This is a genomic window from Flavobacterium frigoritolerans (assembly GCF_025847275.1).
In the GTDB taxonomy this organism is placed as follows: domain Bacteria; phylum Bacteroidota; class Bacteroidia; order Flavobacteriales; family Flavobacteriaceae; genus Flavobacterium; species Flavobacterium frigoritolerans.
Window position 1 is genome coordinate 18,304 of record NZ_JAOZEV010000014.1, and the last position, 14,739, is coordinate 33,042.

General features: G+C 32.3%; 10 protein-coding genes. 6 read left to right on the plus strand and 4 right to left on the minus strand.

Annotation, left to right across the window (positions count from 1 at the left end; translation table 11 throughout):
* The first annotated feature begins 115 nt into the window (after nt 1–115).
* The 3 genes from OIU80_RS15910 to OIU80_RS15920 all read left to right on the plus strand — a co-directional run bounded on the left by OIU80_RS15910 (nt 116) and on the right by OIU80_RS15920 (nt 5,385).
* A complete protein-coding gene (locus OIU80_RS15910) occupies nt 116–2,092 on the plus strand; it encodes an alpha-ketoacid dehydrogenase subunit alpha/beta (protein WP_264287973.1) in 1,977 nt (658 codons plus the stop codon).
* Between the two features lie 148 nt (nt 2,093–2,240).
* The gene (locus tag OIU80_RS15915) at nt 2,241–3,986 is read left to right on the plus strand and encodes a DUF885 domain-containing protein (protein ID WP_264287974.1); all 1,746 of its coding nucleotides are present in this window, start codon (nt 2,241–2,243) and stop codon (nt 3,984–3,986) included.
* 124 nt (nt 3,987–4,110) lie between these two features.
* Nucleotides 4,111–5,385: a histidine phosphatase family protein gene (locus tag OIU80_RS15920; protein ID WP_264287975.1), complete on the plus strand. Its 1,275-nt coding sequence runs from the start codon at nt 4,111–4,113 to the stop codon at nt 5,383–5,385.
* A gap of 90 nt (nt 5,386–5,475) precedes the next feature.
* Here OIU80_RS15920 and pheT read toward each other — a convergent pair whose 3' ends face one another.
* A complete protein-coding gene (gene pheT / locus OIU80_RS15925) occupies nt 5,476–7,896 on the minus strand; it encodes a phenylalanine--tRNA ligase subunit beta (protein WP_264287976.1) in 2,421 nt (806 codons plus the stop codon).
* A 276-nt stretch (nt 7,897–8,172) separates the two neighbouring features.
* Between pheT and OIU80_RS15930 the strand changes: the two genes are divergently transcribed.
* From OIU80_RS15930 to OIU80_RS15940, 3 genes are all read left to right on the plus strand, one after another.
* Nucleotides 8,173–9,678, plus strand: a complete 1,506-nt coding sequence (locus OIU80_RS15930; RefSeq protein ID WP_264287977.1) for an aldehyde dehydrogenase family protein — start codon at nt 8,173–8,175, stop codon at nt 9,676–9,678.
* A gap of 75 nt (nt 9,679–9,753) precedes the next feature.
* A complete protein-coding gene (gene adhP / locus OIU80_RS15935) occupies nt 9,754–10,773 on the plus strand; it encodes an alcohol dehydrogenase AdhP (RefSeq protein ID WP_264287978.1) in 1,020 nt (339 codons plus the stop codon).
* A gap of 72 nt (nt 10,774–10,845) precedes the next feature.
* Nucleotides 10,846–11,220, plus strand: coding sequence for a DUF779 domain-containing protein (locus tag OIU80_RS15940; protein ID WP_264287979.1), 375 nt, complete (start codon nt 10,846–10,848; stop codon nt 11,218–11,220).
* Between the two features lie 292 nt (nt 11,221–11,512).
* On the opposite strand, the gene OIU80_RS15945 is transcribed toward OIU80_RS15940, so the two are convergent.
* The 3 genes from OIU80_RS15945 to OIU80_RS15955 all read right to left on the minus strand — a co-directional run bounded on the left by OIU80_RS15945 (nt 11,513) and on the right by OIU80_RS15955 (nt 14,701).
* Nucleotides 11,513–12,433, minus strand: a complete 921-nt coding sequence (locus tag OIU80_RS15945) for an AraC family transcriptional regulator (protein ID WP_264287980.1) — start codon at nt 12,431–12,433, stop codon at nt 11,513–11,515.
* A gap of 66 nt (nt 12,434–12,499) precedes the next feature.
* Nucleotides 12,500–13,363: a bestrophin family protein gene (locus OIU80_RS15950; RefSeq protein ID WP_264287981.1), complete on the minus strand. Its 864-nt coding sequence runs from the start codon at nt 13,361–13,363 to the stop codon at nt 12,500–12,502.
* Between the two features lie 27 nt (nt 13,364–13,390).
* Nucleotides 13,391–14,701, minus strand: coding sequence for a TolC family protein (locus tag OIU80_RS15955; protein WP_264288065.1), 1,311 nt, complete (start codon nt 14,699–14,701; stop codon nt 13,391–13,393).
* Nucleotides 14,702–14,739 lie beyond the last annotated feature (38 nt).

A 14,739-nucleotide genomic window follows, 5' to 3' on the forward strand; every position in this document is an offset into this window, starting at 1 on the left:
AAACTAATTTGTTATTTTTATTTCAACAAATGCTAATAATTAATAATTATATAACAAAATATAACCAAGTTGTTATAATTTTACAACATTCATTGACTAAATAATAAACCAAAAAATGATTTTTGACAGAAAAAAATTGACCAACGAGCAGCTATTAGATTTATACAAGAGATTATTAAAACCAAGATTGATAGAAGAGAAAATGCTCATCTTAATCCGCCAGGGAAAAGTATCTAAATGGTTTTCAGGAATAGGACAAGAAGCAATATCTGTAGGAGTTACAGCCGTTTTGGACTCCGATGAGTACATCTTACCAATGCACCGAAATCTGGGTGTTTTTACAGGAAGAGATATCCCATTATACCGTCTTTTTTCGCAATGGCAAGGAAAAGCCAATGGTTTTACCAAAGGTCGTGACAGAAGTTTTCACTTTGGAACACAAGAATATAAGATTATTGGAATGATTTCGCACTTAGGACCTCAATTAGGTGTAGCCGACGGAATTGCCTTAGCCAATAAATTAAAAAAGAACAATAAAGTAACTGCTGTTTTCACAGGAGAAGGTGCAACTAGCGAAGGTGATTTTCATGAAGCATTAAATATTGCTGCTGTTTGGGAATTGCCTGTAATGTTTGTCATCGAGAATAATGGTTATGGACTTTCGACTCCCACAAACGAGCAATATCGTTGTGAAAACCTAGCAGACAAAGGAGTTGGTTATGGTATAGAAAGTCATATAATCGACGGAAATAACATACTTGAAGTTTATAATCTTTTATCTGAATTAAAACTTTCGATGATAGAAAAACCACGACCTGTTTTATTAGAATTCAAAACATTCAGAATGCGTGGACATGAAGAGGCGAGTGGTACAAAATATGTTCCGCAAGACTTAATGGATATGTGGGCAATAAAAGATCCTGTAAACAATTACAAGAACTATTTGACTGAAATAGGAGTATTAACTACAGAATATGATGAAGAATTACATGCTGAAATTAAGAAAGATATCGACGACAGCCTTGTTTTAGCTAATGAAGAGCCAGAAATAGAAGCTTCATATGAAGAAGAGTTAAATGATGTGTATAAACCTTATAGCTATAAAGAAATTACACCTGACTTGGAGACAAAAAACATTCGCTTTATAGATGCCATTTCGTCCAGTTTAAATTTATCAATGCAGCTTCATACCAATTTGGTTATTATGGGGCAAGACATTGCTGAATATGGTGGTGCATTTAAAATAACAGATGGTTTTGTAGAAATATTTGGTAAAGATCGTGTACGGAATACGCCAATTTGTGAGAGCGCTGTAGTTTCAACAGGAATGGGACTTTCTATAAATGGTTATAAAGCAATTGTCGAGATGCAATTTGCAGATTTTGTTTCAACAGGATTTAATCCGATTGTGAATTTATTAGCGAAATCACATTATCGATGGTTAGAAAAAGCTGATGTTGTAGTTCGAATGCCTTGTGGCGGAGGTACTCAGGCAGGACCATTTCATTCGCAAACCAATGAAGCTTGGTTTACAAAAACACCAGGTTTAAAAGTAGTTTACCCAGCTTTCCCTTATGATGCTAAAGGTTTATTAAATGAATCTATCAATGATCCAAATCCTGTTTTATTCTTTGAACACAAGCAATTATATCGAAGCGTTTATCAAGATGTACCTACAGATTATTATACAATACCATTAGGAAGAGCTGCATTGTTAAAAAAAGGAGATGATGTTACAATTATTGCTTTTGGAGCACCTGTACATTGGGCTTTAGATACACTTGCCAAGAATCCAGAAATTTCAGCAGATCTATTAGATTTAAGAACTTTGCAACCTTTGGATACCGAAGCAATTTATGAATCGGTTAAGAAAACAGGGCGTGTAATAATTTATCAGGAAGATTCACTTTTTGGTGGTATTGCCAGTGATATTTCGGCATTAATAATGGAAAATTGCTTCCGTTATCTCGATGCTCCAGTTAAACGTGTTGCAAGTTTAGACTCTCCAATTCCTTTTACAAAAGCACTAGAAGATCAATATTTGCCAAAAGCGCGATTTGAAAAAGAATTGATTGATTTGTTAGCTTACTAATTTACATTAAGGCTCTAAGTGGCAAAGATTCAAAGGCTTTCCTAGCTTTGCATAAAGTTTTGCGAACTTTGCAGTTAAATTTTAATCCATTATAATAGCTCGCCATAAAGATCATTTTTTATCTTTAGCGGTTAAATACATTATATATATGAAAAAACTTTTTATTCCTATTGTTATTGTTGCTTTACTTGTTTCCTGCAATAAAAATGCTAAATCAGGTAACGATAAGGTTGCAAATGAAAAATTTGAAAAATACAAGGACGGCTTTATTACCGACTTATGGAAACTAAATCCTGATTGGGCAGCAAGCCAAGGATATCATAAATTTGATAGTGTTTTGGTTATTCCAAATGCTGAAAATCAAAAGAAACAAATAGCTTTTGCTAATTCTCAATTAGATTCATTAAAACAATATCCATTAGAAAACCTTTCTGATAATAACAAAACTGATTTTTATATGATTAAAAATCAGCTTGAAGGCACACTATTTGGTATAAAAGAGCTTAAATCATCTGAGTGGAACCCATCATCTTACAACGTTTGTGGTGCTTTTGCAGAAATATTAAATGGTAAATATGATTCTCTAGATGTGAGATTACGTAATTTCAATTTAAAAATGAACGGGATTCCTGCTTATTATGAAGCAGCAAAGTCAAATATTAAAAACCCAACCAAAGAACATACTGCACTTGCAATAGATCAAAATCTAGGTGGAACTTCTGTTTTTAAAGAAGATTTAGTAGCTGCTTTAAGCAAAAGTAAATTATCTCCAGAAGAAAAAAAGAGCATCATCGATAAAGCAAATGTATCAGTAAAAGCAATTACAGATTATGCAAACTGGTTAAAAAATCTAGATAATAAAACCCCTCGTTCTTTTAGATTAGGTTCTGAATTATATGCTAAAAAATTCAACTTTGATATTGAGTCTGGATATACTGCTGATGAAATTTATAAAATTGCAGTAAATCATAAAAATGACTTACATGAAAAAATGTTTGTTCTCGCTAATAAATTATGGACAAAGTATAATGGAACAGCTGCAAAACCAACTGATAAACTCGAACTAATTAAGCAAGTAATTGATAAAATATCATTACAACATACAACTCCTGAAAAATTTCAATCAGAAATTGAAAAACAAATACCAGAGCTTGTAGCTTATGTTAAAGCCAAAGATTTACTTTACATAGACCCATCTAAACCACTTGTAGTCAGAAAAGAACCTGCATACATGGCAGGTGTTGCAGGAGCTTCAATATCTGCACCAGGGCCTTATGATAAAAATGCAAATACCTATTATAATGTTGGAAGTATGACGGGTTGGACAGCCGAAAATGCTGAAAGCTATTTAAGAGAATATAACGATTACATCTTGCAAATTCTGAATATTCACGAAGCAATTCCAGGACATTACACACAATTGGTTTACAGCAATCAATCGCCAAGCATCATAAAATCTATTTTAGGAAATGGAGCAATGATCGAAGGTTGGGCAGTTTATACTGAAAGAATGATGCTAGAAAGTGGATACAAAAACTCAGATGAAATGTGGTTAATGTATTATAAATGGAATCTTAGAACAACTTGCAACACAATATTAGATTATAGTGTTCATACTAAAGACATGTCAAAAGAAGCAGCTATAAACTTGTTAACCAAAGAAGCTTTCCAACAGCAAGCGGAGGCAGATGGAAAATGGAAACGCGCAACGCTGTCACAAGTACAATTATGTTCTTATTTTACAGGATATACCGAGATTTATGATTTTAGAGAATCATTAAAAAAAGAACAAGGAGCGAAATTTAACCTAAAACAATTTCATGAAAAGTTCTTAAGCTACGGTAGTGCTCCAGTAAAATACATAAAAGAGCTAATGACTAGTAAAGAACAATAAAATAAAAAAATTTTAGATTATCCTAAAAAGCCCCCAAATAGTTTAAAACACTATTTGGGGCTTTTTGTGAAAATAAAATCCAAATTTTAGAATATATTTACTCTTTGTGAAAAATTAGATTAAAATGAAGAAAAATCGCTTATCATTATTATTTATACTAGCTAATCTATCGATAGTTTTAGCTCAAACAACCCAACAGGAAATGTTTGATACACCAGAAAAAACGGCTGGTGTTTACTACGCATATCCTGCCAAAGATATTATAGCCTATACGGCTGCACCAAAAGGATATGAAGCATTTTATATAAGTCATTTTGGACGTCACGGTTCTCGTTATCTGATAAGTGATAATGACTATAAAGAAGTATTAGATTTATTTGAAAATGCTAACAAAAATGCCGCACTTACCGATCTGGGCAAAGATGTATTAAAACGTTTGCAACAACTTTGGGGCGAAGCTGAATTTAGAGGTGGAGATCTTTCACTTATAGGGGTACAAGAACAAAGAGGTATTGCAGAACGCATGTATAATCTTTATCCAAAGGTATTTACAAAAGAAGCACAAGTAGATGCCAGCGCAACAACAGTAGTACGTGTTGCATTAAGTATGGATGCTTTTTGTGAGCGCATTAAAGAGTTTAATCCAAGCTTACAAATTACTAGAAATTCAGGTATAAAATGGCAGCGTTATCTCAACTATCACACACCAGAAGCAATAGCTTTTAGATCAGCAAAAGATACATGGCGAGAAGAATACCAAAAATTTGAAGCAAAACATCTAAATCCAGATCGTTTGATAAATTCTTTATTTTCTGATGAAGATTATATTATCAAAAAAGTGAATCCAGAAACGGTCATGAAAAAGTTATTTGCTATAGCAGGAGGGATGCAAAATGTAGAAACAAAACTGAGTTTTTATGATTTATTCGAAAAACAAGAGCTTTTTGATTTATGGCAATGTACAAACTATCGCTTGTATGTAAATGATGCTAATTCAGCTATCAATAACGGACTCATGTTTGAAAATCAAAAACCAACTTTAAAAAATATTCTAGAGAATGCTAATAAAATGATAGCATCAAAAGGAAAAGGAGCAACGCTTCGTTTTGCACATGATGGCAATATAATTCCGTTGGCAATGCTACTGCACTTAGAAGGAACCTATAATAGTATTTCTGATACTAATAAATTTTATGAAGCATGGAGCGATTTTAAAGTAGCACCTATGGCAGGTAACATTCAAATTGTATTTTTCCGCAAACCAAAATCGGAAGATGTACTTGTAAAATTCCTTCTTCATGAAAAGGAAATTCTTGTTCCAACTATAAAAACAAATACTGCTCCTTATTATAACTGGAAAGATGTAGAGAGCTATTACAAAAGCTTACTCGCTAGTTAAAACAAAATCTCAACTCTTTATAAATCAAAAAAAAATCCGCTAAAGAATATTTAAATTCTCTAGCGGATTTTTATATAGAATACTTTTTACTTAACGTAAGCTAGCACCAAGTTCATTTTCAAAACTTTGTTGTAATTTACCCATGATTTTATCAATTTGAGCATCAGTGAGTGTTTTTGTGTTATCCTGAATGGTAAAACTTAATGCATAAGATTTTTTGCCTTCAGGAAGATTTTTACCCTCATATACATCAAATAAATTCACATCTTTTAACAACGATTTTTCTGTTTGTTTAGCAAGGGTATAAATACTATCGTAGGTAACATTTTTATCAATCAATAACGCTAAATCTCTACGTACTTCAGGGTATTTAGGAATTTCAGTATATTTTATTTTACCAGTAATTATTTTCAAAATAAGATCCCAGTTAAAATCTGCATAAAAAACCTCTTGTTTAATTCCGAAGTGTTTTAAGATTGATTTTTTAACAACACCCATTTCAACTAAAGTATCATGACCATATCCAATTGCAGCACCTTCAGAAAAAACATCTGATTGTGATGGGATATTATTAATTTTATCAATTCCCAATCGAGAAAGAACACCGTTTACATATCCTTTTAATAAAAAGAAATCTGTAGATTGCTGTCCATTAGTCCAAGTTTCTTTATTTCTGTTTCCAGTAATAAACAAGGTTAAATGTTTATGTTCTTCATAACCATTAAGAAATTTATGGTATGATTTTCCAAATTCAAATAATTTTAAATCCGAATTTTTTCTGTTGATATTATATGAAATAGCTTCTAATCCAGAAAACAATAATGATTGACGCATTACTGATAAATCACTACTTAACGGATTTAATATTGTAACATTATGTTCTTCTTTTAATAAACTAGAAAGATTAACATAAGCAGCTGTTGTCAATGAATTGGCCATCATTTCATGATAACCTTGTGAGTTTAATTGTGCTGCAATACTATTTTGTACTTTATAATCTTCTGTTCTTGGCGAGATAGAAACTGTCGCATTGAATTTTTTAGAAAAATTAATGTTGTTATATCCGTAAACCCTAAGGATTTCTTCGATAACGTCAATTTCGCGTTGTACATCTACACGGTATGCAGGAATTGTTAATCCCAATCCAGCTTCAGACACACTGTTTACTTTAATATCAAGAGATACTAATATTTTTTTGATAGTATCTTTTGGAATCTCCTGTCCAATAATTTTTGAAACATGGCTAAAGTTTAAGAAAACAGAGAAATCTTCTATTTTCTTTTGATAGATTTCAACAATATCAGAAGTAATCTCTCCACCAGCAATTTCTTTTATCAATAAAGCTGCACGTTTTAATGCGTATGCAGTAATCGAAGGATCAATACCTCTTTCAAATCTAAAAGAAGCATCAGTGTTTAATTGGTGTCTTTTAGCCGATTTACGAACAGTAACTGGATTAAAATAGGCACTTTCTAAGAATATAGAAGTAGTACTTTCTGTTACACCAGATTTTTTCCCTCCAAAAACACCTGCAATACATAACGGACCTTTCTCATCACAGATCATTAAATCTTCTTGGTGCAATGTTCTTTCAACATCATCAAGAGTAACAAATTTAGTACCTGCAGGAAGCGTTTTTACAATTATTTTTCCGTTAATTTTACTTGCATCAAAGGCATGTAAAGGCTGTCCTAATTCATGAAGAACATAGTTTGTAATATCAACAATATTATTTTTAGGAGTAATTCCAATTGCTTTTAATCTGTTTTGTAACCAACTTGGAGATTCGCTTATTGTAATTCCTGAAATGGTAACACCACAATATCTTGGTGCCAAAGATGGTTCTTCGACATTTACATCAATTTTTAAAGTTCTCATGTCAACTCTAAAATTACTTACAGATGGTGTAATTAACTCTACGTTTTGACCTCTTTGTAATAATCCTGCACGTAAATCACGAGCTGTACCAAGATGACTCATCGCATCAGCACGGTTTGGAGTTAATCCTATTTCGAAAACTTCATCATTTTCAATATTAAAAACTTCAGACGCCGGAGTTCCTGGAACCAAAGCTTCATCCAGAACCATAATACCATCATGACCTGTTCCTAAACCTAGTTCATCCTCAGCACAAATCATTCCGTGGCTTTCTTGTCCGCGTATTTTCCCTTTTTTAATAATAAAAGATTCACCACTTTTATCATATAAAACAGTACCAATAGTAGCAACAGGAACTTTTTGCCCTGCAGCAACATTAGCTGCTCCACATACAATTTGTATAGGATGTTCTAATCCTAAATCAACAGTTGTAATTTTTAATCGATCAGCATCAGGGTGCTGTACACAGGTTAATACATGCCCTACAACAATACCTTCTAATCCGCCTTTTATTGATTGGTATTTTTCAACTACTTCTACTTCAAGCCCTAAGTCAGTAAGTAAAGCAGATGTTTCATCGGATTTCCAGTCTATTTTAATGAATTGTTTTAACCAGTTGTAAGATATTTTCATTTGAGTAATATTATTCTTGAATAAGTTTACAAATATAGGCATTGCACATTGTAGTAGGAAACAATTTATTTGGTTTTTTACAGCTCTTTATTAATTGAGCTCAAATAAAACCATTTTATATATTATCTATTTTTTGTCATAATATTTTACTAATAGAGTATTAAAATTTAGTTATAAAAGAGAATCTGTTTTTTTTGTGCTATTACATGAATGAATTGTGCTATTCTTTATAAAAGAATGAAAGTAAATTTGAAATGAATCCAAAAAAAATATTTTATGAGTACTCTAGCAAAAAGACCTGAATTTAAGGCAAAATACGATAATTACATTGGCGGAAAATTTGTAGCACCACTAAAAGGAGAATATTTTGATGTACTTTCTCCAATAGATGGAAAAGTCTTTACAAAAGCAGCACACTCTGGTAAAGAAGATATTGATTTAGCAGTTGATACAGCTTATGAAGCATTCAAAACATGGGGAAAAACCTCCGTTACAGAACGTAGTATTTTATTAAATAAGATAGCACAAAAAATAGAGGATAACTTAGAATATATTGCTACTGTAGAAACGATAGATAACGGAAAACCAATACGAGAAACCTTAGCAGCTGATATTCCGCTCGCAATAGATCATTTTAGATATTTTGCAGGAGTAATACGTGCCGAAGAGAGCTCAATTGCTGAATTAGACTCGCAAACAGTTTCAATTGCATTAAGCGAACCATTAGGAGTCGTAGCACAAATTATTCCTTGGAATTTCCCAATATTAATGGCTGTCTGGAAAATAGCTCCAGCACTAGCAGCAGGAAACACAATTGTTTTAAAACCTGCAGAAAGCACACCAATTTCTATATTGGTATTAATGGAACTTATTGGCGACATACTTCCTCCGGGAGTGTTAAATATTGTAAATGGTTTTGGTGCGGAACTTGGACGCCCATTAGTTACTAATAAAAAAGTTTCTAAAGCAGCATTTACAGGCTCTACAACTACAGGAAGATTGGTAATGCAATATGCTACCGAAAATATAATACCAGTTACATTAGAACTCGGAGGTAAATCACCAAATATATTCTTTCCATCTGTAGCTGATCATGATGATGATTTCTTTGATAAAGCCATAGAAGGAGCTGTTTTATTTGCTTTAAATCAAGGAGAAATCTGTACATGTCCTTCCAGATTATTAGTTCATGAAGATATCTATGATAAATTTATTAAAAGAGTAATAGAAAGAACAGAAGCTATTATTGCAGGAAATCCACTGGATAAAACGACAATGATAGGAGCACAGACATCAATTGTACAAAAAGAAAAAATCCTTTCTTATATAAAATTAGGAAAAGAAGAAGGAGCAGAATTGCTTACTGGTGGCGCAGAGAATAATTTAGGAGGCGAGCTAGAAGGTGGTTATTATATCAAACCTACATTGTTTAGAGGAAATAATAAAATGAGAATTTTTCAGGAAGAAATTTTCGGGCCAGTACTAGCTGTTACTACTTTTAAAACAACCGAAGAAGCTATTGCTATTGCAAATGATACCATGTACGGTTTAGGGGCTGGTGTTTGGACACGTGATGCACACGAAATTTACCAAGTCCCAAGAGCAATTCAAGCTGGTAGAGTTTGGATAAATCAATACCATTCTTACCCTGCAGGCGCACCGTTTGGAGGATACAAACAATCAGGAATTGGTCGTGAAAACCACAAAATGATGTTAGGACAATACCGTCAAACTAAAAACATGCTGATTTCTTATGATAAAAAGAAATTAGGTTTCTTTTAAAGAATTATATCAACCAAAGACTGGTATATAAATGTGCTGGTCTTATAAATCAATACCATTATGTTGCCAAAAACAATGAAAGCCGCAGTTGTAAGAGAATTTGGTTCTCTGTTAAAAATTGAAGAAGTAGAAGTAAAACGACCAGGTAAAAATGAAATACTTGTAAAAGTTATCACCAGCGGAGTTTGTCATACCGATTTACATGCTATAGAAGGGGATTGGCCCGTAAAACCTAAAATGCCACTAATTCCAGGACACGAAGCTGTAGGTTATGTTGTAGCTGTAGGTCAGGATGTTAAAAATGTAAAAGAAGGTGACGCTGTAGGTGTGCCGTGGCTATATAGCGCTTGTGGAGGCTGTGATCAATGTATTACAGGCTGGGAAACCTTATGCGATACCCAACAAAATGGTGGTTATAGCGTAGATGGCGGGTTTGCCGAATATGTAATTGCCGATGCAAGATACGTTGGAATCCTGCCATCAAATGTAAATTTTATGGAAATGGCACCAATACTATGCGCTGGAGTAACAGTTTACAAAGGACTAAAAGAAACCGAGGTAAAACCAGGAGAATGGGTTGCTATTTCAGGAATTGGAGGTTTAGGTCACGTTGCTGTACAATATGCCAAAGCAATGGGAATGCATGTTGCAGCAATAGATATCGCCGATGATAAACTTGATTTAGCCAAAAAACTTGGAGCAGATTTGGTAGTAAACGCAAAAAATCAAAATCCTGGAGAATTTTTAAAAAAGGAAGTTGGTGGAATGCATGGGGCATTAATTACGGCCGTTTCTCCAATAGCTTTCAAGCAAGGTCTTGAAACTTTAAGACGTAAAGGTACGATGGCACTTAACGGACTTCCTCCAGGAAACTTTGATTTATCAATTTTTGATACTGTTTTAAACAGAATTACAATTCGTGGTTCAATTGTAGGCACACGTAAAGACATGAGAGAGGCAATAGAATTTGCTACAGAAGGAAAAGTAAAAGCTACAATCACTCCTGCAAAATTAGAAGATGTCAATGATGTTTTTGACAAAATGAAAAAAGGACAAATTGAAGGAAGGGTTGTGCTCGAAATTGCTAAACCTTAATTGAATTAAATCATGAAAGCAACAAACTCTCAATAACTACAAGAGTTTGTTGCTTTTTTTAAACCTAAAATCATGATAAAAAGAATTGATGCTTCAGAAAAAGCCATTGAATTAATAAAAATATTAAAAGAAAAACATGGCGAATTAATGTTTTATCAAGCGGGCGGATGTTGCGAAGGAACACAGCCGCAATGTTTTGAGAAAGGTGGTTTTTACCAGCGAACAGGAGACATATGCATTGGAACAATAGAAGATACCGAATTTTGGGTTGATAAAGATTTATTCGAATATTGGAAACATGCACATTTTACACTCAATGTAATTGATGCATTTGGAGTTGGCGGTTTTTCATTGGAAACACCATTAAAAAAAACATTTCAAATCGAATATCGAATTTTCACCGAAGAAGAAGAGAAGGAATTAGAGCCAGTTAAGATTATTTTTTAAGGTGCAAAGGTTTTTTGGTAAAAGGTACAAAGGTGCAAAGGTTCTGAGGGACTAAGGTTTTTAGCGAAACGTGAATCAATCTATCTTGTTATAAAGAAATTTTAGCGCGAGATAACCACAATTTTGTCGCCCTGACGAAGGAAGATTTTCTACTAGTAACTCGGTAATTATTGTGCAAAAAAAAAAGACGCACTGCGGTGCGCCTCTACAGGAAATCTTTGAACCTTTTTTTTAGAACCTTTGTGCCTTTTACCAAAAAACCTTTGAACCTTTGAACCTTAAAAAAGAACCTCTAATTAATAAACAACAACTGATATTGCTTTGGAGTAATTCCTTCGTGCTTTTTAAATAATCGGATGAAATAATTAGCATCTTCAAAACCTGATAAATAACACACCTCATTAATTTGTATCGAAGGATTTTTTAGTAATTTCTTCGCACATTTAATTTTTTCATTCAATACATATTCTATTGGACTCATTCCTAGTTCTCTCTTAAAAAAACGATAGAAAGAGGCTGTACTCATACATGCTTTATCACTCAGACTTTTTAAATTTATATTTTCCTTCAAATTCTGCTTGATAAATTCTGTAACTTCTTTTATTGGATTATTTGCCTGAATTACTATTCCTTCATCAATAGATTTTAAAGTTTGCGTTTGTATAATACGAATCAATAATTCTTTCAGAGTTAGATCAGCTAAAATATCTTTAGAAATAGATGAACTCATGCATTCCTTAATGAGCTTATTGATAGTAGCTGCCATATCAACACTATTGTAAAAAAAATAATTTTGATAATGCAATTGCCAAAGCACATCATTTTCTTTCGGATATTTCTCGTTTAAGAAATTTAATGTTTCTGTAATCTTATATTGTTCAATGGCTAAAGCCAGACATTGTGTAGGGTTATTTCTTGTTGCGTCTGGAAAATCAATCTTCATTTCTACGTTTGCAGGAACAACAACAGTTTGTCCCGGTAAATATTCGAATTCAGGATCATCAAAAAGATGCATTATCTTTTTTCCTCTCAACATACTTGTAACTACCAAATCATCAAACTTTAAAGGAACTAAAGTAGAAGATTCGTATGTTTCGAAGATATTTAACTCGCAATGATTCAAGTTATAAATCGTTCTATTTTCAACAAGAGTTTTTAAGGATTTCTCTTTTGATAATTGAAGTGGATTTATTAAAAAATGTTGATTATTCATTGCTCTAAATTTTAAGTCGAAAGCTTAAATTTAAACATAATAATCATAAGAAAAGAAGATTTAACATTAAATCAATTCTTCAACATGTTTTTTAATATTTTCGGCTATTTTTTTAGTAGGTAAATCATTTTCATCTTCACCAAATGGATCTTCAATTTCTTCAGCAATAAGTTCTAAACTCGCTAGTACATAAAAAACAAAAACAACTACAGGAGCAACATAATAACCTAAACTTATAGAGTAACCAAAAGGCAAAGTCATGATATAAAAGAATATGAATTTTTTGATAAATGCACTGTAAGAGTAGGGAATAGGTGTGTTTTTTATTCTCTCGCAAGCACCACAAACATCTGTAAAAGCTTTGAACTCGTCGTTTATAATAATAAGTTGATTGCCCGATATTTTTTTAGCATCATACAAATCATTTATTTTGTGATACATAATTCTCTTTACCTGATTTGGCTTGTGTTTATGATGATCTATTTCTAAATCAACATCTTCAAAAAGTTGCTTTCCAGTTTCTGAATCATGTAAATGCTTGTGTAAAATATCAGCATACACAGGAATGAATTTTCTAAAGAACTTCCTGTCATTTTCATCTTTTAAGATTACCGAAAGCTTGATTGCCAGATTACGACTATTATTTACAAGAATCCCCCATTGTTTTCGACCTTCCCACCAACGATCGTAGGCAGTATTTGTTCGAAACACTAATAGTAGCGAAATTACAAAACCTAACATTCCGTGCATGATCGGAATATTCTGTACATAATCGTTTTTACCTATCTTAAAATAATAAACTTCAAGATAACCAACTAGACTAGAGTAAATTGCTATAGCAATCATGATAGGAAATAATTTCCTAACTGTATCTGATTTATGGAAATGAAAAATAAAAGTAAACCAGTCTTTAGTATTATATGATATCATTTGATAAAATTTTAAAACAAATTTAGACTAAAAACTAATATTTCCTGCTAATTCTTTTAAAGCAATTTCGGATAATTTAGCTTCAAATTGAGCGTTACTATAACGTACTTTTGCATTCACGTAATTAAGTTGTGCTGTTCTAAACTCAAGAGTTGTAATCGTCCCGATGCGAAATTTATCTAGAGTAATCTCTAAATTTTGTTTAGCAATAGCTTCATTGTTTTCTTCTAAATTTATCAACTCTAGATTCGTTAGATACGTTTGATAAGAAGTAGCTAATTGTGTACTCAAAATTTGATTTTGTTGCTCTAAAGCGTATTTAGTATTTTCAATTGTTAGTTTAGAAGTTTTTTCATTTCTATGTTGAGCAAAACCATCAAATAAATTTAAAGAAGCACTAAAGCCATAATTTAATCCTCTGGCAGTTGATTCACTTGTAAATCCTAAACTAGAATGACTTTCTGCAAAATTATATCCAGTATTTAATTTAACTGTAGGATAGCGATTTGCTTTTACTTGTTTTAATTGTAATTCGGCGATTCTAATATTTATAATCTGCGACTCTAATTGTGGATTTTGTTTTTTAGCTAATTCAAGTAAATTATCTAAAATCAATGCATTATCTACTTTTACTTCATTTATTACTTTAAAATTAATTTTAGAATCTCTTGCCAAAATTTGATTCAATAAAATCTTTGCATTTGCATACAATTCTTTTTGTCTCAATAACGAAACCTGGTCTGTATTTAAATCTACTTGCGCATTTAAAACCTCTAACTTAGAAGCTTTTCCAATAGCAAATCTATTTTGTGCCAAAGTCAATCTTTGTTTGGAAATTACAATAGTTGTATCCAAAGCTGCCAATTGCTGTTGCTGTTGAACCAAATCATAGTAAGTAGAATTTACCTGTCCAACTTTTACTAAAATAGTACGTCGCAATTCAGCATCACCTAATTTTTGAAGTTCTTTAAGCTGGTCTAATTGGGCAAACATTCGCATACCATCAAATATGGTCCAATCTAATCCAACACCATAGTTTAAACTATTATTTTTTGCATTACTCAAAGAAGTCGAAGTTCCATCCTGACGAATTTGCGAGGTATTTTGTATGCTATTATTATCTACAACACTAGCTGTTACTTTTGGCAACATACCAGCATTTCCTATTGTTGCATTAGTTTCATTAATTTTTAAATTATTTGAAGCTATTTTTATTTCAAAATTATTATCTAATGCTATTTTAACTGCATTTTCTATAGTAAGAACTTCTTGCGCATTGCTTTTTGCAACACAAAAAAGCAACAAAACCAAGCATTTAAATAGAGTTTTAGTGTACATCATTTTTTATATTTATTACCACGAATCTGCAAATCAAA

Bases quoted from the DNA above. Each gene is read 5' to 3' on its own strand.
- OIU80_RS15910 (WP_264287973.1), top strand. From the start codon at position 116: ATGATTTTTGACAGAAAAAAATTGACCAACGAGCAGCTATTAGATTTA.
- OIU80_RS15915 (WP_264287974.1), top strand. From the start codon at position 2,241: ATGAAAAAACTTTTTATTCCTATTGTTATTGTTGCTTTACTTGTTTCC.
- OIU80_RS15920 (WP_264287975.1), top strand. From the start codon at position 4,111: ATGAAGAAAAATCGCTTATCATTATTATTTATACTAGCTAATCTATCG.
- pheT (WP_264287976.1), bottom strand. From the start codon at position 7,896: ATGAAAATATCTTACAACTGGTTAAAACAATTCATTAAAATAGACTGG.
- OIU80_RS15930 (WP_264287977.1), top strand. From the start codon at position 8,173: ATGAGTACTCTAGCAAAAAGACCTGAATTTAAGGCAAAATACGATAAT.
- adhP (WP_264287978.1), top strand. From the start codon at position 9,754: ATGAAAGCCGCAGTTGTAAGAGAATTTGGTTCTCTGTTAAAAATTGAA.
- OIU80_RS15940 (WP_264287979.1), top strand. From the start codon at position 10,846: ATGATAAAAAGAATTGATGCTTCAGAAAAAGCCATTGAATTAATAAAA.
- OIU80_RS15945 (WP_264287980.1), bottom strand. From the start codon at position 12,433: ATGAATAATCAACATTTTTTAATAAATCCACTTCAATTATCAAAAGAG.
- OIU80_RS15950 (WP_264287981.1), bottom strand. From the start codon at position 13,363: ATGATATCATATAATACTAAAGACTGGTTTACTTTTATTTTTCATTTC.
- OIU80_RS15955 (WP_264288065.1), bottom strand. From the start codon at position 14,701: ATGTACACTAAAACTCTATTTAAATGCTTGGTTTTGTTGCTTTTTTGT.